Source organism: Novosphingobium sp. HII-3 (assembly GCF_002916655.1).
GTDB lineage: Bacteria > Pseudomonadota > Alphaproteobacteria > Sphingomonadales > Sphingomonadaceae > Novosphingobium > Novosphingobium panipatense.
This window is the reverse complement of the sequence record NZ_PPSM01000009.1, coordinates 12,821-34,035: the sequence shown is the minus strand read 5'-3', so window position 1 is coordinate 34,035 and position 21,215 is coordinate 12,821. Positions and strand designations below refer to the sequence as shown.

25 protein-coding genes and 1 pseudogene are annotated in these 21,215 nt (G+C 63.4%); 16 read left to right on the top strand and 10 right to left on the bottom strand.

All coding sequences use genetic code 11. The features are described from left to right. Nucleotides 1-23: 23 nt before the first annotated feature. The 11 genes from trbB to C2R25_RS02400 all read left to right on the top strand — a co-directional run bounded on the left by trbB (nt 24) and on the right by C2R25_RS02400 (nt 9,824). Nucleotides 24-1,007 carry a P-type conjugative transfer ATPase TrbB gene (gene trbB / locus C2R25_RS02450; protein WP_103727717.1) on the top strand — a complete coding sequence of 328 codons (984 nt, stop codon included), beginning with the start codon at nt 24-26 and terminating at the stop codon, nt 1,005-1,007. After that, on the top strand, nt 1,004-1,336 hold the full coding sequence (locus tag C2R25_RS02445) for a TrbC/VirB2 family protein (protein ID WP_103727716.1): 333 nt from the start codon (nt 1,004-1,006) through the stop codon (nt 1,334-1,336). The genes trbB and C2R25_RS02445 overlap by 4 nt, the downstream gene beginning before the upstream one ends. Then, the gene (locus tag C2R25_RS02440) at nt 1,336-1,617 is read left to right on the top strand and encodes a VirB3 family type IV secretion system protein (protein ID WP_103727715.1); all 282 of its coding nucleotides are present in this window, start codon (nt 1,336-1,338) and stop codon (nt 1,615-1,617) included. The genes C2R25_RS02445 and C2R25_RS02440 overlap by 1 nt, the downstream gene beginning before the upstream one ends. 12 nt (nt 1,618-1,629) lie before the next feature. Further along, a complete protein-coding gene (trbE, locus tag C2R25_RS02435; RefSeq protein ID WP_103727714.1) occupies nt 1,630-4,098 on the top strand; it encodes a conjugal transfer protein TrbE in 2,469 nt (822 codons plus the stop codon). Next, nucleotides 4,095-4,859, top strand: a complete 765-nt coding sequence (trbJ, locus tag C2R25_RS02430; RefSeq protein ID WP_103727713.1) for a P-type conjugative transfer protein TrbJ — start codon at nt 4,095-4,097, stop codon at nt 4,857-4,859. The genes trbE and trbJ overlap by 4 nt, the downstream gene beginning before the upstream one ends. 22 nt (nt 4,860-4,881) lie before the next feature. Further along, on the top strand, nt 4,882-5,211 hold the full coding sequence (gene trbK-alt / locus C2R25_RS02425; protein ID WP_369825682.1) for a putative entry exclusion protein TrbK-alt: 330 nt from the start codon (nt 4,882-4,884) through the stop codon (nt 5,209-5,211). Nucleotides 5,212-5,215: 4 nt separating this feature from the next. Then, on the top strand, nt 5,216-6,586 hold the full coding sequence (gene trbL / locus C2R25_RS02420; protein ID WP_103727711.1) for a P-type conjugative transfer protein TrbL: 1,371 nt from the start codon (nt 5,216-5,218) through the stop codon (nt 6,584-6,586). Beyond that, nucleotides 6,586-7,275: a conjugal transfer protein TrbF gene (trbF, locus tag C2R25_RS02415; RefSeq protein ID WP_103727710.1), complete on the top strand. Its 690-nt coding sequence runs from the start codon at nt 6,586-6,588 to the stop codon at nt 7,273-7,275. Before trbL ends, trbF begins: the two co-directional genes overlap by 1 nt. Further along, nucleotides 7,272-8,321, top strand: a complete 1,050-nt coding sequence (gene trbG, locus C2R25_RS02410; protein WP_103727709.1) for a P-type conjugative transfer protein TrbG — start codon at nt 7,272-7,274, stop codon at nt 8,319-8,321. The genes trbF and trbG overlap by 4 nt, the downstream gene beginning before the upstream one ends. A gap of 80 nt (nt 8,322-8,401) precedes the next feature. After that, nucleotides 8,402-9,559 (top strand): TrbI/VirB10 family protein, encoded by a 1,158-nt coding sequence (locus tag C2R25_RS02405; RefSeq protein WP_199183744.1) that lies wholly within the window; start codon nt 8,402-8,404, stop codon nt 9,557-9,559. A gap of 1 nt (nt 9,560) precedes the next feature. Next, nucleotides 9,561-9,824 carry a DUF2274 domain-containing protein gene (locus C2R25_RS02400; protein WP_103727707.1) on the top strand — a complete coding sequence of 88 codons (264 nt, stop codon included), beginning with the start codon at nt 9,561-9,563 and terminating at the stop codon, nt 9,822-9,824. On the opposite strand, the gene C2R25_RS02395 is transcribed toward C2R25_RS02400, so the two are convergent. The 7 genes and pseudogenes from C2R25_RS02395 to C2R25_RS02375 all read right to left on the bottom strand — a co-directional run bounded on the left by C2R25_RS02395 (nt 9,796) and on the right by C2R25_RS02375 (nt 14,001). Then, nucleotides 9,796-10,494, bottom strand: coding sequence for a LysR family substrate-binding domain-containing protein (locus tag C2R25_RS02395; protein WP_233203722.1), 699 nt, complete (start codon nt 10,492-10,494; stop codon nt 9,796-9,798). The genes C2R25_RS02400 and C2R25_RS02395 overlap by 29 nt on opposite strands. A 111-nt stretch (nt 10,495-10,605) precedes the next feature. Then, a pseudogene (locus C2R25_RS20805) lies at nt 10,606-10,725 on the bottom strand (LysR family transcriptional regulator); the annotation flags it as partial. Between the two features lie 8 nt (nt 10,726-10,733). Then, nucleotides 10,734-11,552 carry an organomercurial lyase gene (gene merB, locus C2R25_RS02390; protein ID WP_103727705.1) on the bottom strand — a complete coding sequence of 273 codons (819 nt, stop codon included), beginning with the start codon at nt 11,550-11,552 and terminating at the stop codon, nt 10,734-10,736. Between the two features lie 33 nt (nt 11,553-11,585). Next, on the bottom strand, nt 11,586-13,019 hold the full coding sequence (merA, locus tag C2R25_RS02385) for a mercury(II) reductase (RefSeq protein WP_103727704.1): 1,434 nt from the start codon (nt 13,017-13,019) through the stop codon (nt 11,586-11,588). Next, entirely contained in the window at nt 13,016-13,180 is a 165-nt protein-coding gene (locus C2R25_RS20800; protein WP_369825684.1) for a mercury resistance system transport protein MerF, read from the bottom strand. The genes merA and C2R25_RS20800 overlap by 4 nt, the downstream gene beginning before the upstream one ends. A 99-nt stretch (nt 13,181-13,279) precedes the next feature. Continuing rightward, on the bottom strand, nt 13,280-13,579 hold the full coding sequence (locus tag C2R25_RS02380) for a heavy-metal-associated domain-containing protein (RefSeq protein WP_199183741.1): 300 nt from the start codon (nt 13,577-13,579) through the stop codon (nt 13,280-13,282). A gap of 29 nt (nt 13,580-13,608) precedes the next feature. Beyond that, a complete protein-coding gene (locus C2R25_RS02375) occupies nt 13,609-14,001 on the bottom strand; it encodes a mercuric transporter MerT family protein (RefSeq protein ID WP_103727703.1) in 393 nt (130 codons plus the stop codon). A 77-nt stretch (nt 14,002-14,078) separates the two neighbouring features. Here C2R25_RS02375 and C2R25_RS02370 point away from each other — a divergent pair, with 77 nt between their 5' ends. The 4 genes from C2R25_RS02370 to hisI all read left to right on the top strand — a co-directional run bounded on the left by C2R25_RS02370 (nt 14,079) and on the right by hisI (nt 17,134). Then, a complete protein-coding gene (locus C2R25_RS02370) occupies nt 14,079-14,522 on the top strand; it encodes a helix-turn-helix domain-containing protein (RefSeq protein ID WP_103727744.1) in 444 nt (147 codons plus the stop codon). Between the two features lie 98 nt (nt 14,523-14,620). Then, entirely contained in the window at nt 14,621-15,967 is a 1,347-nt protein-coding gene (locus C2R25_RS02365; RefSeq protein ID WP_103727702.1) for an NAD(P)/FAD-dependent oxidoreductase, read from the top strand. A 306-nt stretch (nt 15,968-16,273) separates the two neighbouring features. Further along, nucleotides 16,274-16,588: a hypothetical protein gene (locus C2R25_RS02360; RefSeq protein WP_103727701.1), complete on the top strand. Its 315-nt coding sequence runs from the start codon at nt 16,274-16,276 to the stop codon at nt 16,586-16,588. Between the two features lie 144 nt (nt 16,589-16,732). Continuing rightward, nucleotides 16,733-17,134 carry a phosphoribosyl-AMP cyclohydrolase gene (hisI, locus tag C2R25_RS02355; RefSeq protein ID WP_103727700.1) on the top strand — a complete coding sequence of 134 codons (402 nt, stop codon included), beginning with the start codon at nt 16,733-16,735 and terminating at the stop codon, nt 17,132-17,134. Here hisI and C2R25_RS02350 read toward each other — a convergent pair. Continuing rightward, nucleotides 17,096-17,383 (bottom strand): winged helix-turn-helix domain-containing protein, encoded by a 288-nt coding sequence (locus tag C2R25_RS02350; RefSeq protein WP_103727743.1) that lies wholly within the window; start codon nt 17,381-17,383, stop codon nt 17,096-17,098. The genes hisI and C2R25_RS02350 overlap by 39 nt on opposite strands. A 417-nt stretch (nt 17,384-17,800) precedes the next feature. Between C2R25_RS02350 and C2R25_RS02345 the strand changes: the two genes are divergently transcribed. After that, nucleotides 17,801-18,070, top strand: coding sequence for an AlpA family transcriptional regulator (locus C2R25_RS02345; protein WP_103727699.1), 270 nt, complete (start codon nt 17,801-17,803; stop codon nt 18,068-18,070). Here the strand turns inward: C2R25_RS02345 and C2R25_RS02340 are convergent. Together C2R25_RS02340 and guaA are read right to left on the bottom strand one after the other, a co-directional pair. Further along, nucleotides 18,060-19,316 (bottom strand): tyrosine-type recombinase/integrase, encoded by a 1,257-nt coding sequence (locus C2R25_RS02340; protein ID WP_103727698.1) that lies wholly within the window; start codon nt 19,314-19,316, stop codon nt 18,060-18,062. The two genes, C2R25_RS02345 and C2R25_RS02340, sit on opposite strands and share 11 nt — an antisense overlap. 318 nt (nt 19,317-19,634) lie before the next feature. Then, on the bottom strand, nt 19,635-21,194 hold the full coding sequence (gene guaA / locus C2R25_RS02335; RefSeq protein WP_103727697.1) for a glutamine-hydrolyzing GMP synthase: 1,560 nt from the start codon (nt 21,192-21,194) through the stop codon (nt 19,635-19,637). Nucleotides 21,195-21,215: the final 21 nt, after the last annotated feature.

Sequence of the window (21,215 nt, the reverse complement as noted above, 5' to 3'; positions counted from 1 at the left end):
GCCCGCGAAAGAACGGGGACGACGTGGCGACAACTCACCAGAAATCCGAAGCGATCGTGCGGGGCGCGCGCATGTTGCGCACCGCCCTTGGCCCCGCGATCGCACGGTTCCTGGAAGATCCCGCGATCGTCGAGGTGATGCTCAACCCCGACGGGCGGCTCTGGATCGACCGACTGTCCGAAGGGCTTTCCGAGACGGGAGAGCGGCTCTCGCCCGCCGATGGCGAGCGCATCGTGCGCCTGGTCGCGCACCATGTCGGCGCCGAGGTCCATGCGGGTAGCCCGCGCGTCTCGGCCGAACTGCCCGAGACGGGAGAGCGGTTTGAAGGCCTGCTGCCCCCTGTCGTTTCGTCGCCCGCATTCGCAATTCGCAAGCCCGCGGTCGCCGTCTTTACTCTCGATGATTACGTCGCCGCCGGCATCATGACGAAGGCGCAATCCAAGGCGCTACGCGACGCCGTGGCGTCTCGGCAAAACATCCTAGTCGCTGGCGGCACCTCGACCGGCAAGACGACACTCACCAACGCGCTCCTGGCCGAAGTCGCCAAGACGGACGATCGCGTCGTCCTGATCGAGGACACGCGCGAGCTGCAATGCGCCGCACCCAACCTCGTGGCGCTCCGCACCAAGGACGGCGTGGTCTCGCTCTCCGATCTGGTGCGCTCCAGCCTACGGCTCCGCCCCGACCGGATCCCGATCGGCGAGGTCCGCGGCGCTGAAGCCCTCGACCTTTTGAAAGCCTGGGGCACCGGCCATCCGGGCGGCATCGGCACCATCCACGCCGGCACGGCGATCGGTGCAGTGCGCCGCCTCGAGCAACTCATCCAGGAAGCCGTCGTCACCGTCTCGCGCGCGCTGATCGCCGAGACCATCGATCTCGTCGCCGTCCTTTCCGGCCGTGGCGCCCAGCGACGCCTGACCGAACTCGCGCGTGTCGATGGGCTCGGCCCGACCGGCGACTACGCAATCACCCTCGCAGCATCCGAGCCATCGGGAGATCCAGCATGATCCATCATCCGCTCCGCATACGCCGTCACATCGCGACAGCGGCGTCCGTCACCCTTTTGTCGATCGTTTTGGCGCCCGCTGCGCACGCGTCGGGCTCATCCATGCCGTGGGAACAGCCGCTCCAGCAGATCCTCCAGTCGATTGAAGGCCCGGTGGCGAAGATTCTCGCGGTGATCATCATTATCGTCACCGGTCTGACGCTGGCGTTCGGTGATACGTCGGGTGGCTTCCGCCGACTGATCCAGATCGTCTTCGGCCTGTCGATCGCGTTCGCTGCCAGCTCGTTCTTCCTGTCGTTCTTCTCGTTCGGCGGTGGGGCGCTCGTCTGATGGCAGGTCCTGCCGATCATGCCGGCGAGGTGCCGGGCTTCTCTGTTCCGGTCCACCGGGCGCTGACCGAGCACATCCTGCTCGGCGGCGCCCCTCGCGCGATCGCGATCCTCAACGGCACACTGGCGGCGGCGCTCGGTCTCGGGCTGCGTCTCTGGCTGGTCGGCCTCGGCCTTTGGGCCATCGGCCACTTCGCCGCCGTCTGGGCGGCGAAACGCGATCCGCAGTTCGTCGATGTGGTGCGCCGCCATCTGCGCATCCCCGGCCACTTGGCGGTCTGAGGAGCGGCATCGATGTTGAACCTTGCTGAATATCGCAATCGCAACACCCGGCTTGCCGACTTCCTGCCTTGGGTCGCCCTGGTCGGCGAAGGCGTCGTTCTCAACAAGGACGGATCGTTCCAGCGCACAGCCCGCTTCCGCGGCCCCGATATGGATTCCGCCGTGCCGGCCGAACTGGTCGCCGTCGCCGGCCGCCTCAACAACGCCTTCCGGCGTCTCGGCTCCGGCTGGTCGATTTTCGTCGAAGCGCAGCGCCATGCCGCCGCTACCTATCCCTTCGGCATGTTTCCGGATTCAGCGTCGGGTCTGTTGGATGCCGAGCGCAAGGCCGACTTCGAGGAGGCGGGCACGCACTTCGAGTCCAGCTACTTCCTGACCTTCCTCTATCTACCGCCGGCCGAGGATGCCGCGCGCGCCGAGGCTTGGCTCTACGAAGGCCGCGAGCAGTCGGGCGTCGATGCCCATGAGATCCTGCGCGGCTTCATCGACCGCACCGATCGCGTGCTGCAGCTCGTCGAAGGTTTTATGCCCGAATGTGTCTGGCTCGACGACGGCGAGACGCTGACCTACCTCCACTCCTGCGTCTCGACCAAACGCCACCGCGTGCGCGTTCCCGAGACACCGATGTATCTCGATGCCCTGATCGCTGACCAGACGCTCACTGGCGGGTTGGAGCCGAGACTGGGCACCGCGCATGTGCGCGTGCTCACCGTCGTCGGCTTTCCGACAGCGACCACGCCCGGATTGCTCGACGATCTCAATCGACTCGCCTTTCCCTATCGTTGGTCCACCCGCGCAATCCTGCTCGACAAGACCGATGCGACCAAGCTGCTGACGAAGATTCGGCGGCAATGGTTCGCCAAGCGCAAGTCGATCGCCGCCATCCTGAAGGAGGTGATGACCAACGAGGCGTCCGTCCTGGTGGACACCGACGCTGCCAACAAGGCGGCGGACGCGGATCTCGCCCTCCAGGAACTCGGCGCAGACTATGCCGGTCAGGCCTATGTGACGGCGACCGTCACGGTCTGGGACGAAGATCCGCGCATCGCCGCCGAAAAGCTCCGACTGGTCGAGAAGATCGTCCAGGGCCGTGACTTCACGGCGATGCCCGAGACGATCAACGCGGTGGATGCCTGGCTCGGGTCGTTGCCCGGGCACGTCTACGCAAACGTGCGGCAACCGCCGATCTCCACGCTCAATCTCGCCCACATGATTCCGCTTTCGGCGGTGTGGGCGGGGCCGGAACGGGATGAGCACTTCGGGTCGCCCCCCTTGCTCTACGGCAAGACCGAGGGAAGTACCCCGTTCCGGTTTTCCCTTCATGTCGGCGATGTCGGCCACACGCTTGTCGTCGGCCCGACCGGCGCCGGCAAGTCAGTGCTGCTGGCGCTCATGGCGTTGCAGTTCCGCCGCTACGCCGGAGCCCAGGTTTTCGCCTTCGACTTCGGCGGCTCGATCCGCGCGGCGGCGCTCGCCATGCGCGGCGACTGGCACGATCTCGGCGGTGGCCTGACCGAGGCACCGGACACCTCCGTCTCGCTCCAGCCGCTGGCGGGAGTCCACGAGGTACAGGAGCGCGCCTGGGCCGCGGATTGGATCGCCGCGATCCTCCTGCGCGAGGGCGTTCCGATCACGCCCGACGTTAAGGAGCATCTCTGGTCGGCACTGACCTCATTGGCCTCCGCTCCCGTCAACGAGCGGACCATCACAGGCCTCGCCGTCCTCCTGCAATCGAACGACCTGAAACAGGCGCTGCGGCCCTATTGCGTCGGTGGCCCCTATGGCCGGCTGCTCGACGCTGAAGCCGAGTATCTGGGTGAAGCGTCGGTGCAGGCCTTCGAGACCGAGGGCCTGATCGGCACCGGCGCCGCGCCTGCCGTTCTCGCCTATCTGTTCCATCGCATCGAGGACCGGCTCGACGGACGGCCGACACTGCTCATTGTTGATGAAGGCTGGCTCGCCCTCGACGACGAGGGCTTCGCCGGCCAGCTCCGCGAGTGGCTGAAAACGCTGCGCAAAAAGAACGCCAGCGTCATCTTCGCCACGCAGTCGCTGTCGGACATCGACAATTCTGCCATCGCGCCGGCGATCATCGAAAGTTGCCCGACCCGCCTGCTGCTGCCGAACGAACGGGCAATCGAGCCGCAGATCACCGCGATCTATCGCCGCTTCGGTCTCAACGATCGCCAGATCGAGATTCTCGCCCGGGCCACGCCGAAGCGCGACTATTACTGCCAGTCACGGCGCGGCAACCGACTGTTCGAGCTGGGCCTGTCCGACGTCGCGTTGGCGCTCTGCGCCGCGTCCTCGAAGCAGCACCAGGCGCTGATCGCCGAAGTGTTCGCCCGGTCCGGCCGTGACGGCTTCCTGCACGAGTGGCTCGCCGAATGTTCGCTCGGCTGGGCGGCGGATGTCATCGCCGATCTCACCAACGTCATTCCTCAGACCGTCGTTCCCACCAGCCAGGAGGTATCGTCATGAACCGTTTTCGCTCCCGCACGCACGGCGCTCGGCTCGCCTTCTCCATCCTGGCGGCGCCGATAGCGCTGTCGCCGCTGCTGACCACGCCGGCGCACGCCATCATCGTCTACGATCCCACCAACTACGCGCAAAATGTCCTTCAGGCGGCCCGCGCGCTTGAGCAGATCAACAACCAGATCACCTCGTTGCAAAATCAAGCGACGATGCTGATCAACCAAGCCCGCAATCTCGCAAGTCTGCCCTTCTCATCGCTCCAGCAGCTTCAGCAATCCGTCCAGCGAACGCAACAGCTCCTCACCCAAGCGCAGAACATCGCCTACAGCGTCCAAGATATCGACAAGGCATTCCAGACCAAATACGGCAACATCTCACTATCAGCATCTGACCAACAGCTTGTCGCTGACGCGCGTTCGCGCTGGCAGAACACGGTCGGAGGCCTGCAGGACTCCATGCGCGTCCAGGCCGGCGTCGTCGGCAACATCGACAGCAACCGGACACAGATGTCGGCGCTGGTCGGTCAAAGCCAGGGCGCGACCGGCGCCCTTCAGGCGACGCAGGCCGGCAACCAGCTCCTCGCGCTGCAGGCGCAGCAACTCGCCGACCTCACGGCCGTCGTCGCCGCCAATGGCCGGGCGCAGGCGCTCCAGTCCGCCGAGCAAGCCACGGCGGCCGAACAGGGCCGCGAGCAGCGCCGTCGTTTCCTTACCCCCGGCTCCGGCTATCAGCCCGGCAACGCCCGGATGTTCCAGAGCGGCAACTGAGGGTGCGATCATGGATGGAAAGATGTTCGCTCGCCTCGGCGCCATCGTCTTCATCGCCGTGGCAGTGACGGCCACGGCGGTCGAGATGACCCGACACGAGGACGCGCCGATCTATCGAAGTGTCGATCGCCCCGGTGACGAGGCCGCCGATCCTCTGCGGGCCGAACTCATCCGCTGCGCAGGGATCGGCGAGGCCGGTCCGCGCGACCCATCCTGTCTGCGCGCCTGGGCCGAGAACCGTCGCCGCTTCCTGGCTCCCGGATCTCGCCCCGCCGAGCGGTTGCCCGACGCGCCGCAGTCGCCGCACCCGACGGCGACCGCCGTTCCGCTTCAACCCGAAGAAGTCAGGTAACATCATGGGCGGCACCGGCGTCATCGACCACTTCCTGGAGGTCTTCACCCGCTACATCGATACAGGCTTTGGGCTGCTGAGCGGTGAAGTCGCGTTCATCGCCACGACGCTGATCGTCATCGACGTGACGCTCGCCGCCCTGTTCTGGAGCTGGGGTGCCGACGACGACATCATTGCGCGGCTGGTGAAGAAGACCCTGTTCGTCGGGGTGTTCGCCTACATCATCGGCAACTGGAACAATCTCGCCCGCATCGTTTTCGAGAGTTTCGCCGGGCTCGGTCTGAAGGCGAGCGGCACCGGCTTCACGACCGCCGATTTGCTGCGTCCCGGCAAGGTGGCGCAAACCGGGCTCGATGCTGGTCGGCCGCTCCTCGATTCTATCTCCGGCCTGATGGGCTATTGGAGCTTCTTCGAGAATTTCATCCAAATCGCCTGCATGTTCTTCGCTTGGGCACTGGTGCTACTCGCCTTCTTCATCCTCGCTATCCAGCTCTTCGTGACGCTCATAGAGTTCAAGCTGACGACGCTCGCTGGCTTTGTTCTCATTCCCTTTGGCCTCTTCGGCAAATCCGCCTTCATGGCGGAGCGGGTCCTCGGCAACGTCATCTCGTCCGGCATCAAGGTGCTCGTGCTCGCCGTCATCATCGGTATCGGCTCCACCTTGTTCTCAGAATTCACCGCTGGCTTCGGTGGCGCGACACCGACGATCGACCAGGCCATGGCGATCGTGCTCGCAGCGCTCTCGCTGCTGGGCCTCGGCATCTTCGGTCCCGGCGTCGCCAACGGCCTCGTCTCCGGTGGACCGCAGCTCGGCGCGGGCGCGGCGATCGGCACCGGCCTTGCCGCCGGGGGCATGGTCGCCGCCGGCGCCGCCACCGTGGGAGCTGTTGCTTCCGGAGGTGCTGCCGCGATCGGTGGCGCGGCCGCCGCCGCGCGCGGCGGAGCCGCTATCGCAGGTGGAGCGTCCAGCGCCTACAGCCTCGGCGCGGCTGGCCAGTCCGGTGCGGCGGGTGTCGCTTCCGGCCTCGGTGGCGTTGCCCGCGCCGGCGCGTCCGCTGCAGCCTCTCCGCTGAAACGCGCCGCGTCGCGTACGGCAGACAGTATGAAGTCGAGCTTTTCCGCCGGCGCCAAGTCCGCCTTCGAGGCAACCGGCGGCTCTTCGACCGCAGGCACGATCGGCGGCGACACCGAGACGGCTAACGACTCCTCTACCAGTCAGAGCGCGTCTTCCCGTCAGGGGCCGCCCGACTGGGCCAAGCGCATGAAGCGCTCTCAGAACATCACGCACGGCGTCCAGGCCGCCGCGCATGCCGTCCGCTCCGGCGACAGCCATGGCGGCGGCTCTTCCATCAACCTATCCGAAAGCGAACGCTGATGAGCCTCTTCAAACGACCGGCAACCCACTATGGCAAATCACCCGGGCCCGAGACGCCCTACCAGCGCGCCGGCCAGGTCTGGGACGAACGCATCGGCTCGGCCCGTGTGCAGGCGAAGAACTGGCGTTGGATGGCGTTCGGCTCGCTGATCCTCTCGGCCGGCTTCGCTTCGGCGCTGGTCTGGCAGTCGGCGCGCGGAACGATCGTGCCCTGGGTGGTGCAGATCGATCGCCTCGGGCAGGCGCAAGCCGTCGCGCCCGCCACCGCCGACTATCAACCGACCGATCCGCAGATGGCCTGGCATCTCGCCCGCTTCATCGAGCAGGTTCGCTCGATCCCGGCCGACGCCATCATTGTGCGGCAGAACTGGCTGCGCGCCTATGAGTTCACGACCTCTGCTGGCGCGATGGCGCTCAACGACTATGCCCGCGCCAACGACCCCTTCACCAAGGTCGGCAAGCAGCAGATCTCGGTCGATGTCTCGTCGGTCATCCGCGCGTCGCCCACGAGTTTCCGCGTCGCCTGGGTCGAGCGCCGCTATCAGGACGGCGCGCTTGCCGAGACATCACGCTGGACTGCCATCCTCACCATCGTCGTGCAGCCGCCGCGCGACGCCGAAAAACTCCGGGCCAATCCACTCGGAATCTACGTCAACGCCATCAATTGGTCACGGGAGTTGGGACAATGAAGTCGTCTTTCCGTAAAGCCGGAAACCCGGCTTCACATACATCCGCATCGTCGGTTTTGCGCAAAGCCGGGTTGCCGCTCATTCTCCTCGCGACAACCGCACTCGCCGGCTGCGCCACGACGCAGAAACCGCCCGAGATCAGCTATGACGACGCCGCGCCGGCCGTGCAGACGGTCGATCCGCCGGCGCCGGTCACCGTGGTCGAACTTCCCCGGCCACTGCCGCTACCCGGCCAGATGAAGCCGGTCGAGACGACGCGGAGCGCGCCTGAGGCGTCCGATCCGACAGCGCGGGTCAACCAGGCCAACGCCGCTGCTCGCATTCAGCCAGTACGCAACGGCTTCATCAACTCGATGCAGGTCTATCCGTTCACACAAGGCGCACTGTATCAGGTCTACACCGCCGTCGGGCAGATCACCGACATCGCGCTCCAGCCCGGCGAGCAGCTCGTCGGCTCCGGTCCCGTCGCCGCGGGCGACACCGTGCGCTGGATCATCGGTGACACCGAAAGCGGAACGGGCGCGACGCGACAGATCCATATTTTGGTGAAACCGACCCGCGCCGAGCTGATGACCAACCTGGTCATCAACACCAACTTGCGCACCTACTACATGGAGCTGCGCTCGACCGAGCGGACATATATGGCGTCCGTCTCCTGGCAGTATCCGCAGGATCAGCTCATCGCGCTGCGCCGTCAGAACACCGAGGCCCAAGCAGTCCAGCCAGTCGCCACCGGCATCGACATTTCCCGCGTCAATTTCCGCTACGAGATCGACGGCGACCGCGCGCCGTGGCGACCGCTCCGCGCCTTCGATGATGGCCGCCAGGTGTTCATCGAATTTCCGCGCGGCATTGGTCAGGGAGAGATCCCGCCGCTCTTCGTCGTCGGCCCTGAAGGCAACACGTCCGAGTTGGTGAACTACCGGGTTCGCGGAAACCACATGATTGTCGATCGCCTGTTCGCCGCCGCCGAGCTGCGCTTCGGCGCGGGCGACCGCCAGAAGCGCGTGCGCATCACCCGCACCGACGGGAGGCCGGCATCGTGAGCGACATCGATCCCCGGAAAGAGGAAGGGCCTGAGCCGGAAAACGTCGAGCAACCCCTGACCGGCGAACCGGCGGCGCCAATGCGGCTGCGCGCCGAGGCGCCGCGTGTCACGCGCTTGTCGAGGAAGGTGTTGGCCGGTCTCGGTCTCGTCGCCAGCGTCGGGATCGGCGGCGCACTGATCTACGCTCTCCAGACCCGCGACGGCGGCCGCGCGAATGAGGAGCTATATTCGACCGACAATCGGGCGACCGCCGATGGCCTTGCCGGCCTGCCGCGTGATTATACGGGGCCGGTGTTGGGTCCTCCGCTGCCCGGCGACCTTGGCCGTCCCATCCTCGACGCGCAGAACCGGGGCCAACCCGTCCCGGTTCCTGGCATGGCGACACCCACCCCCGGCCTCAACGCCGAGGAACAGCGCCGGCTTCAGGAGCTAGAAGCGGCACGGACGGCACGACTGTTCGCCTCGACCGAGACACGACCGACGTCCACGCCGACAGCGACATCACCAAGCGGGACGCCGCCCGCAAATGCCCAATTGCCTCTGCCCGATCTAACACGCCTCGGCCTTGCGCCGCAGCCGGCCACGCCGACCGCGCAGGATCGCCAACTCGCTTTCCTCAACGCTGCCGCCGATCGGCGGACTGTCTCCCCGGACCGCGTCATGGCGCCGGCATCGCCCAACATTCTTCAGGGCGGCGCGGTGATCTCGGCCGCGCTGATTACCGGCATCCGCTCCGATCTGCCCGGCCAGATCACTGCTCAGGTCACTGAGAACATCTATGACAGCCCGACCGGCCGCATCCTGCTTGTGCCCCAAGGCACCAGATTGATCGGCCAGTACGATAACGGCGTGGGCTTCGGCCAGCGCCGCGTGCTGCTGGTCTGGAACCGGCTCATCATGCCGAACGGACGCTCGATCGTACTGGAACGCCAACCAGGCACCGACTCCGAGGGATATGCCGGCCTAGAGGATGGTGTCGACTATCACTGGGGCGAACTGTTCAAGGCCGCCGCGCTCTCCACCATCCTTAGCGTCGGTGCAGAGGCAGGATCGTCTGGCCAAGACAGCGACATCGTGCGGGCGCTGCGTCAAGGCGCATCGGACAGCGTCAATCAGACCGGTCAGCAGATCGTTAGCCGCCAGCTCAACATTGCGCCGACGCTCACCATTCGACCTGGATACCCGGTCCGCGTGATCGTCACCCGCGATCTGGTGCTCGAACCCTACGGAGGCTGACGTGGCGAAGTTGAAACTCGGCCCGATCACCGATGACAAGCCGGTCAAGGTCTCGCTCGAACTGCCGGCCACGGTTCACCGCGATCTCGTGGCCTATGCCCAGGTACTCGCCCGCGAGACAGGAAGATCCGTGGGCGATCCGGTGAAGCTGATTTCGCCGATGATCGAGCGATTCATGGCGACCGACCGAGGTTTCGCGAAGGCGCGACGCGACGGCGAACGCAGGCGCCCGTCCGCTAGCTCAGGCTCGACGTCGCAGAATTAGCGATCAGTCCCGGCACTGTGACGGCGCTTGATCGTCGCGACATTGTCCTGGCCAGGCTCAGCAACCGCCGTAGAGCCGGATTGTCATTGTGCGGCGACCAAATCGCGCAGAACGGCAGAATCTCTTCGCTGAGTGGGCGGTAGATGACTCCGGGAAAGCGCGCCGCGATAGTCGCTTCGCTGGTCAGCGTGAGGCCCTGACCCATGGCGACGAGATTCATGAGGTTGTCTCGACCGACACGGTAGCGTTCGACGTTGGGGCGATGCCCAAGGTCAGCGAGGTGCTTCACCAGGTAGTCGTGGATCTCCGGACCCGGGTCGGTCTCACTGACGATGAAGTGTCGGTCTCGCAGGTCCGTCCAAGAAATCTCGCGCTTCCGAGACAGGACGTCATCGCTCGGCAATGCTACGAAGACACGTTCATTCCAAAGATGCGCCAGATCGCACCCGTCCGCGACCGGCTCACCGGTAAGGAAGGCGACATCCAAGTGATGCCGTTGAATCGCGGCAATGTGGCCGGAGGGCCCGCCTTCAATCAGATCGGGGCGGATGGTTGGGTTTGCCGTAGCATAGGCGCGGAGGAGATCGGCGAGAAAGCCGGATGCGAGCGACGAAAATATCCCGATGCGCACGGTGCCCGCTTCGCCGCGCCCAAACGAACCAACGTCCATGGCGGCATGACCGATCTGAGCGATGGCCTTGCGAGCGCGGACGAGAAATCTCTGGCCGGCTTGCGTGAGATGCACACCACCATGGTGGCGAATGAATAGAGCCGCTCCTAGTTCATCTTCCAGATCCCGAATACGCCGGCTGATGGCGGACTCCTGAATCTTAAGCGCCTTCGCTGCGCGTCGAAAGCTCCCGCTCTCTGCAGCGGCAACAACGTAGCGAAGATGGCGCAGCTCGATTGTCAGCGAACCACCTTCCTCGACTTAGAAGGTGGTTGCGACTCTTCATCCGACACTGGGCCGGGCACTGTCAGAACTGGACCAAAGATCGCGCTGCCGACTTCCAGGGCCTCTTCCATCACCAACGTGACGCCGTGCCGGGATGGCGTCTGCTGATCAAGCCAACGCCGCAATTGCTCTTCCGAACAAAAGAAGGCGATCGACGGGCAACAAGAGTTTGCCGCCGCACCTCCTTCATAGGCAAAGTCGTACCAGACTACGGCGCCAGCGGGAGACACGTTACGCAAGGTACGACCCTCATCGCCTGTCGTCACCCGGACGCTTCTACCACTTAGCCGGCAGCGGGACTCGACCGTGACGTCGCTGCGATACATCCTAGCGACCCCGAGCGCGTCGATGGCGCAGAGGCTGTTCAAGGTGTGGCTCTTCAGTGCGACGTGGTGACCTGTCTGTGTCTCCGTGAAAGGGTAGGCATAGCGGATCGCGTCCGTGCCGGGTTCAAGGCCCACGAGATCGCGCAGTTGCAGCTTGTGCAGAACGACGCGCACGCGTTCCTCTGGGATGTCCGAGCAGGCGGCGATCTCGCTGGCGCGAGGCGGCCGACCGTTTTCGGCGTAGAGGCCGAGGGCCATCCGCCACACCAGATCCTCATTCGGTTCGAGCGCTTGCGACCACTTGTCCAGAAGTCCCGCCCGCGCCGCCATGCACCCGCTAAGCGCATGCCGCGCGGCCGGCGTGGTGACGGCCGACCAGTCCGGGCGGCATACGCCCGGCCTGATCTCGACACTGAACTCTTCCGATGTTGTCGCGTCGATCGCCATCACGTCATCCTCGACTGATTGCCCGGCCAATCGTCAGCCGGCGCAACAGGACAGCATCTTGACATCCCGGTCGAACGTCTGCGCAGCAAGTTTGAGGCCCTCGACCGTGGTCAGATAGGGAAAAATCATCTCCACGAGGTCATCAATCGTCAGACCGCACCGAATTGCCATCGCCGCCGTCTGGATGCTGTCCGCGCCCTCAGGCGCAAGGATATGTGCTCCAAGCAGCTTGCGGGTGACGCCATCCGCCACAAGCTTGATCAGCCCGCGTGTGTCCCGGGCGGCAAGCGCGCGAGGCAGGTTATCGAGTGAAAGCACCGAAGTACGGACGTTGTGCCCGACGGCGCGCGCCTGCGCCTCCGTAAGCCCGACGCTTCCGACCTGCGGATCGGTGAAGACCACGGCGGGCATCGCCGCGTTATCGTAGCGCAGGCTGTCGCCATTCAGCGCGTTCTTCGCCGCGAGCTTCGCGCCGTAGGCCGCCATGTAGACGAATTGGTCCTTGCCCGTCACATCGCCGGCCGCGTAGACGCCCACTTTGGAGGTGCGCATCCGGTCGTCGACCACGATGGCGCCCACGGGCGTCCGGGCGATACCAGCTCGTTCAAGGCCAAGGCTTTCGGTGTTCGGGGCGCGACCGGTCGCGACGAGGACCCGCTCGGCCGCAAGCGTCTCCGCGTGTCCGTCCCGAACCACCGTGAGGGCGACGCCATCCTCCGTCCGACGGATCGACTCGTAGGTCAGACCGCCGACGATCTTGATACCCTCGTCGGCGAGATAGCCGGCGAGAGCCGCCCCGATCTCAGGCTCCGCTTCCGGCAGGAGGCGGCTGCGGAAGACTAGCGTCACCTCGACCCCCACTCGAGCGAAGGTTTGCGCCAGCTCAGCGCCGATGTAGCCGCCGCCGAGCACGATCATCGAGCGTGGCAGCGCGGTCAGCTCCAGCGCCGTGGTGCTATCGAGGATTGAGATGTCCGTTATGCCCGGGATCGCTGGCAACGCAGGCCGGGTCCCGGTGGCGATGATGATACGATCCGCCGCGAAGCTCTTGCCACCGGCTTCGACGCCGCCATCGATGAGGCGGGCACGGCCTTCATGATATGCGACGCTGTTATAAGATGGCAGGAGATCGGCGTACTTCGCCTGACGCAGACCCGCGACCAGTTCATCCTTTTGGGCGACCTGCGCACCCCAGTCTGCCACCCGCGCCTGCGCGGCGATCCCGGCAAACCTGGGTGCGGCGTTGGCGTGGTGCACCGCTTCTGCGGCCCGGATAAGGGCCTTCGACGGGACGCAGCCGACATTGACGCACGTCCCTCCGATCGTGCCGTGGCCGATCAACGCAACTTGCGCCCCCTGTTCGGCCGCCGTGATCGCGGCCGAGAACCCGGCCGAGCCGGCGCCGACGACGATGAGGTCGTAGCGGCCGTTCCCGTTCTTTGCGCTCGGAGCGCAGCAATCACTCATGACTTGAACTTTCCTGTGTTCTTATCCGTCTCACAGCAGTCGATGACGGCCGGGGTAGATGCGTTGCGTCGGTAGAGCCCGATCCCGACCAGCCCGAGCGAGGCGACAAGAACCGGAATCAGGACATAATCGGCTTTGCCCGCGAGCGCCGAAAGCCCGATCGCTGCTAGCGCAAGCCAAGGATTGGAGTCGCGCAGCAGAGCGCCGCCACAACCGCCCCAATGATGCCGGTTCGAAAAAGGGCGCGACTATTCACGTCATCAGCCTTTTGTCGCGCGCGCCGGATATCCAGCATTGGTCGACGCCGCAATGAGCGTCGCGACATTAGTGACTGCATCGTCGAAGGTGACCGTCGCCACGGCGGGCGACGTTCCATTCGCCTCCTGGACCATTACTGCCTTTACGCCCGAGACGCGGGAGAGCGTTTTCTTGACAATCGGGGCACAGAGTTCGCACGTCGCGTTATCGACGTTTAGGACAATGGTTCTTTCGGCGGCTTGGGCCGCGAAAGGCGAAAGCATGACAATAAGTGCAGTCGCTGCGAGGATACGTCGGAACATAGATTTTCTCCTTCAGGTTAAGCGGTCGGTCAGAGGAACAAGGGCGCCAGTTTCGGGAAGCCGAGTGCGACGATAACGAGCACAGTAGCCGTCCAAAGCCCGATCTTTGCGATGCGACTCGAGCTGGGTTTGGCGCAGTAGGAGCCTTCGGCGCAGGCGACTCTAGGCTTCCGGTAAACGAGATAGAATCCGTAGCCTAGGAAACCGATCGTCACGGCGGCGAAGATGGGCTGATAGGGCTCGAGGGCCGTCAGGTTGCTAATCCAGGCGCCGCTGATTCCCAACGTGAACAAGGCGAAAGGTACCACGCAGCAGCTAGACGCAAGGATCGCACCGATGACCCCACCAGCTGCAAGCCACCCCTGCGTCTTAACCTTTCCCGCATCCGGCGAGTCGACCGGTTTGGTACTGATATCGCTCATGAAAAAAGCCCTTCAATTTGAGTCGAGCATACGATAAGGTCTGTAGTGACTACAGGCTCAAGAGGTTTTTTTTGGCGATGACGGATCGCGCGATCGGACGGGGTTTCAAACGTGGTGAGTTAGCGCGTCGGACCGGGTCTAATTTAGAGACAGTCCGCTACTACGAAAAAATTGGGCTTATTCCCGAGCCGCCGCGCAGCGCCAACGACTACCGCATTTATGACGAAGCCCATGTCCGGCGCCTCCGCTTCGTCATGCGTGGACGCGAACTCGGTTTCAGCATCGAGGAAATCCGCGGCCTTTTGGAGTTGGTCGACGGCGGCAAACAGACGTGCGGGGAGGTCAAAGAGCGCACCGAGCACCACCTCAGTGATGTTCGCGCAAAGATCGCAGACCTCAGGCGGATCGAAAAAATTCTAGCCCAAACCGCCGCACAGTGTTCGGGTGACGCCGTTCCGGAATGCCCGATCCTCGATGCGCTTTCGTCATATCCAGACGTTGGCGATGCGGGGCACCGTTGAGGCCGCGGAAATTGTCGGCCGTTTCGCCGTTGGAGCCTGGTTGCGGCTGCGAAAGTCAGCTCGGTAATGCGCCCACGACGAATAAGTAGGAGAGACGAATGGCGAACCAATTCGACCTTGTAGTCATAGGAACCGGCACGGCAGCCATGGTCGCCGCGATGCGCGTGCGCGCAGCGGGCTGGAGCGTGGCTGTCATCGACCACCGGCCTTTCGGCGGCACCTGCGCCCTGCGGGGCTGCGACCCGAAAAAGATGCTTGTCGGCGGCGCCTCGGCTGTCGACCATGTCCGGCGCATGAGCGGCAATGGCGTTGCCGGCGACGTCCATATCGCCTGGCCCGAATTGATCGCCTTCAAGCGCACCTTCACCGACCCGGTCCCCGAAAAGCACGAACATCGTTACAAAGAAAAGGGCATCCATAGCTATCATGGTCATGCGCGCTTCGTAGGCCAGAACAGTCTGACAGTGGGTGGTGAGAGCCTTGAAGCCCGTCACGTTCTGATTGCTGCGGGCGCCGAGCCGATAAAGCTGCACATTCCCGGTGAAGAGTATTTCGCCACCAATGAGGATTTTCTGGCAATGGAGCGGCTGCCCCAACGCATCGTATTGGTCGGCGGCGGCTATATAGCGTCAGAATTCTCCCACATCGCCGCTCGCGCAGGCGCGCAAGTGACCATTCTTCAACGTGGCGAGCGGATGCTTACGCACTTTGATCCTGACCTTGTCGGCTGGCTCATGGACAAATTCGCCGAGATCGGGGTCGATGTGCGCCTGCGGACCACCGTAGAGGCGATTGAGAAGAACGGAGCGGGCTTTGTCGTCCACACCTCATCAGAAGGTGGAGGCGCAATCTTTGAGGCCGACCTCGTTGTTCATGCGGCCGGCCGGGCACCCTCGCTGGACGGGCTTGATCTTGAGGTCGGCGGCATCGCCACGGAGAACGGCCGGCTCAAGCTGAATGAGCACCTGCAGAGCGTCTCCAACCCAGCCGTGTACGCCGCCGGCGATGCGGCACAAAAGGGGCCTCCGCTCACTCCTGTCTCTAGCCACGACGCCAAGATGGTCGCCGCTAACCTTCTGGAGGGTAATCGGCATACACCCGACTATCGCGGTGTGCCGAGCGTGGCCTTCACGATCCCGCCGATCGCTGCTGTCGGACTGAGCGAGGACGAAGCACGTCAGCAGGGCCTGAAATTCCAGACCAAGTCCCAGAAGGCGTCCGACTGGTTTACTGCCCGCCAGGCCGCAGAGAAGACCTATGGCTTCAAGGTGATAGTGGAGGACGACACCGGGCGTATCCTAGGCGCACATCTTGTCGGACCGCACGCCGATGAAGTGATCAATCTGTTTGCCCTTGCGATCCGCCACGACCTAACGGCCGACAATCTGAAGACGACGATGTTCGCGTATCCCACCGGCGCCTCGGATATCGGCTACATGCTCTGAATGCCTTTGCGTCTTCTGTAATCATCGAGGACGGACGCATCTGGCTCTATTACTCATTGAAGGACGCCGAACCGGCACACGCGGAGCTTCGATGTAGCTAGACGCTTCGTCGGCGATGCGCCAAACCAAGAGCGCGGGCGCACACATGGCGAAGCTCGTGGGCCAGCCAATCGGATCAAACTTCCGTATTGACCCTGTATTTAGTACAGGGTGTAGCAGTCCTAATGTGATGATCGTCAATGTGAACCAACGAGCAGCGCCGCACAGATGGCTTGGCGGCGCCACCAGCGCGGAAAGTGAGGTCTCGTGAACGAAAAGCCAGCAGCCGGGCTTGTGACCGCGATTGTCGTCGCGCCATTGGTCGCGCTTTGCTGCCTTGGGCCGCTTTTTATCGGCTCGGCAGTAGGTGGTGTCGTGAGCTGGCTTAGCGGACAGGGTCTTGCATTGACCGCCGTGCTGGCATTCTTGGCCGCAGCCATCGGCTACGCCGTGATGCGTTGGCGCAGGGCTTCATCCAATCGAGTGAATGCCGGCCCGACTTGCGCATGCGATGTATCTGAGGTGCGGCAGGACGTCGAGCTTGATGTCGTCAAGCCTGCGACCGAACGGCAGACCCGTTAATCGCAAGGATTCGGGCGGTCCGCAGCGCACGGTGGCGATCGCTCAGGCCGGACGATCATCCGTAGAACTTGTACGTCCCAATCAAGAAATGCCAATGCGCTGGAAGATCAGCGACCTGACCCATTAAGAGCGGACCCTGCGGAGATGATCGAAGAATGCTCGGACCTGTTGCCAGGGTTCAATGAGGACGGGCTCATTCCCGCTGTCGCGACAGACCTCGCGAGTGGAGTGGTGCTGATGCTAGCGTGGATGAATGCGGAGGCGTTGAACAAGACGATCGAGACCGGCCAGGCCTGGTACTGGAGCCGGTCCCGCCAGCGTCTCTGGCATAAGGGCGCGACCAGCGGGCAGATCCAACAGGTCGAAGAACTGCGCATCGACTGTGATCAGGACGCGGTCTGGCTCAAGGTGCGCGTCGCGGGCAACGGCGGCTGTTGTCACACCGGCCGGACCAGTTGTTTCTATCGCCGAATCGTGACCGGGTCGGAGGGCCAGACGCTCCAACGGCTAGCCCCGCTTGTTGACGGTGACGATGTGTATGGGTGAGCCGGGATCATCCTCGATCACGCGACGCAGGTTCCCGATGACGACCGCGACGCAGTTCGGACTGACGGTGCGCCCCTGCCAAACTAAAGAGATGAGTTCTTCCTTGCCGGCGACACGACCCCTGTGCTCGCAAAGAAGAGCCAGCGTCCGGGCAGCACGGTTCTCGAGTCGTCGTTCCTCCCCGCCGCTGCGCACCACGGCTTCGCTTACATCGAAGCTCCAGCGTCCAATGGTTTCAGTTGCTGGCATCGCCGAAATCATAGGCGGCTGCCGTCAGTTCAGCAATGAAGCTGGGAACCGCCGATAGCGACCAGGCGGTGACATATTTGAGTGGCTAAGCCCGCCACGATTCGAACGTGTGGCCTCCATTTTCGGAGAGCAACACTAAGTGATGGTGCGGGTGGCCGGGGTCGAACCGGCACTCCTCTCGGAACTGGATTTTGAAGTGAATCGCGGGTTCCACCGGATTGAAATTCCACGGTTGGCGCCGGTTCGAACAAGAGCCGAAGGGTCCGCCGACGCTCCCAGACGACACTTGCCCGTTGAGACCACCCGTCCGATTTACACGCTATAGCCCGATATTACCGCACACGTTCACGCGCGGGCTTCAAAGCGGAAGATCTATCGCCTTCTATCTCCACAAGAGCAAAGAAGTGGAGATACCGTATGAGCGCTGCCCCACATGTCGCCCGAAGAACAATTCGCCGGCAGCAGTTACGAGAGATCGTGCCGCTTGCCGACAGCACGATCTACGACATGGAGCAGCGAGGAGAATTCCCGCAGCGCTTCTATCTCACCTCACGCTGCGTCGTCTGGGACTTGGCAGAGGTCGAAGCCTGGCTCGACGCTCGGCGCCATGCCTCTCGCGCAAATGCCGTCAAACGTGCTCCAAGCCCCGACGTGAGGCTGCGCCGTTCGCGGCCCGTCAAACACTAGGCTCCAACTCAAGCAACTCCATCGTGGCCGGGAGCAGCATCGGACGATACTTCTGACCCAAAACCCACGCGTCCAACAGGTTGGACCACTCCTGCATCATATGGCGGCGTTGATGCTCGTACTCCGCCTTGTTGTAGACGCCACGCGACGACCTTCCGTCCTCATGCGCCAAGCACTTCTCGATCCAATCGCTATTGAAGCCCAGCTCATTCAGCAGGGTAGAACCTGTGCGCCGCAGATCGTGAACAGTGAACGGTTCGAGCGGCAGCCCCTCTTTTTTTGCCCTGACGACGACCGCGGTCGTGATCCGATTGAATGTCGCCCGCGACATCGGTGCGTCAGCGTCGTATCGCGAAGGAAGGACATAGCGCGAATTGCCCGCACAGGTTTTTAGCGCGATGAAGATGTCGATGGCCTGCTGCGACAGGTAGACGTTGTGTGCCTTCGACCGCTTCATTCGCTCTTTTGGGATCGACCAGACGGAGTTCTCAAAATCGACTTCATCCCACGTCGCATCCTGTAGCTCGCTTTTCCTGACCATCGTCAGAAGGAAGAGCTTCATTCCCAACCGTATGGTCGGCAGCGTTGGCACATGCTCGAGCTGCCCGAGCATGACGCGGATTTCCCCAGGGGACAGCGAACGGTCCTTCGGCACGAAGGTCGCGATAGACGCGGGCCCAACTTCATCCGCCGGATTGGCGACCTTCTCGCCATGCAGGATCGCGAACGCAAAGATCAGCTTCACAATATCCCGCACATGGACGGCCGTGGCTGGAGCACCGCGCTCCTTCACTTTCCCGCACATCACGCGGAGATCGTCTGGCGCAATCTCCGTCAGAAGCCTGTTTCGAAACGTTGGTAGGATGTCGCGCTCGTAGATCGAGCGCCGCATCGCACGCGTGCTATCAGCCATGCGCGACTCTTGGAACCATTTCTCGCCGAACTCGCCGAACCTCTTTGCCTCCTTCAGTCGCCGCTTGTCGTGCTGCTTCTCCTGGGCCGGAGACCGCCCCTCTGAAATGGCCCGCTTGGCATCGATCAGCTTTTCCCGAGCGCGAGCCAGCGAAAGGCCTTCCGGCCCGTACCGACCGAGCGTTAGCGTCTCGCGGCGGCCGTTAAGGCGGTAGTCGTACCGGAACACGATCGCACCCGACGGCTGCACCACGACGTACATACCGTCACGGTCGCTCACCTTATACAATTTCTTCTGTGCTTTCAGCGCCTTAATCGCCATGTCAGTAAGCATGGGGGCCTCCAAAATCGTCCCAAAATCGGGGAGAAGCGCCAATTATACCGCCAGGCCAAAACAGACGATGCTGGAAGCATGATTCCTTTTTGAAATCAGTCTGTTATGCCAGAAAAAAATACCGTCAGCAGCTCTCTTGGCCGTGACGGTATCCCGAATTTGCTGATCGAACAAGATTCCCCATACCGTCCGCTATACCGTCAAATCGGAGCACTACCCCTCGATAGATGTCGATAGACCTAGTTAGGATAGTCCTTTTCTATCAACGGCTTATGCCGTATCCTAGCGTACAAATGGATACCGCCGGAGGGGTAAGAATCATTCCCACTCGATGGTGCCGGGCGGCTTCGACGTGTAGTCGTAAACCACGCGGTTGATGCCCTTCACCTCGTTGATGATGCGGGTGGCAACGCGGCTGAGGAAGCCGGCGTCGAAGGGATAGATGTCTGCGGTCATGCCATCGGTCGAGGTGACGGCGCGCAGGCCGCAGACGTTGTCGTAGGTGCGGCCATCGCCCATGACGCCAACGGTCTTGACCGGCAGCAGCACCGCGAAGGCCTGCCAGATGGCATCGTAAAGGCCTGCGGTGCGGATTTCCTCAAGGTAGATCGCGTCCGCCTTGCGCAGGATATCGCAACGCTCGCGGCTGACTTCGCCGGGGATGCGGATCGCCAGGCCCGGCCCGGGGAACGGGTGACGGCCGACGAAGATCTCCGGCAGGCCCAGTTCACGGCCCAGTTCACGGACTTCGTCCTTGAACAGCTCGCGAAGCGGTTCGACCAGCTTCATGTCCATGCGTTCGGGAAGGCCACCGACGTTGTGGTGGCTTTTGATCGTGACCGAGGGGCCACCGGTGAACGAAACGCTTTCGATGACGTCGGGGTACAGCGTCCCCTGCGCGAGGAACTCGGCGCCGCCGATCTTCTTCGCCTCGTCCTCGAAGACGTCGATGAAGGTCTTGCCGATGAACTTGCGCTTGGCTTCGGGGTCGGTGACGCCTTCCAGGCCCTTCAGGAACAGCGTCGAGGCGTCCACATGGACCAGCGGGATGTTGTAGTGGCCACGGAAAAGGCTGACGACCTGATCGGCCTCGCCCATGCGCATCAGGCCATGGTCCACGAAGACGCAGGTCAGCTGGTCGCCGATGGCTTCGTGGATGAGCACTGCCGCGACGGCCGAATCGACACCGCCGGACAAGCCGCAGATCACTCGTCCGCTGCCGACCTGCGCACGAATTTCCTCGATCTTGGTCTTGCGAAACTCCGCCATGGTCCAGTCACCGGCAAGGCCGCAGACATGCCGTACGAAGTTCTTGAGCAGCTTGCCCCCATCGGGCGTGTGCACGACTTCGGGGTGGAATTGCATCGCGTAGATACGCTTTTCGTCGTTCGCGATGACCGCGAAGGGCGCGCCCGGGCTGGAGGCCACCGGACGGAAACCCGGAGCGAGGCTGGTGACCTTGTCGCCATGGCTCATCCAGACCTGGTGCGTTTCTCCGACCTTCCACAGACCGTTGAAGAGGGCGCACTCGTCAGCAATCTCGATGAAGGCGCGGCCGAACTCGCCCGAGTCGCCCGCCAGTACCTCGCCGCCGAGTTGGTGCATGAGCGACTGCTGGCCGTAGCAGATGCCGAGGATCGGGCGGCCGCTTTCCAGAATGACCTCCGGGATTCCCGGACCGTTCTCATCCAGAACCGAAGCGGGCGAACCGGACAGGATGATGCCCACCGGGTTCAGGCGATGGAACGCCTCCTCGGCAGCGTTGAACGGTGCGATCTCGGAGTAGACGCCGGCTTCACGCACGCGGCGCGCAATGAGCTGCGTCACCTGGCTGCCGAAATCGACGATCAGGACGGATTCGGAGGTCTGGATACTCATGGCGGGCACGTAATCGCGCGG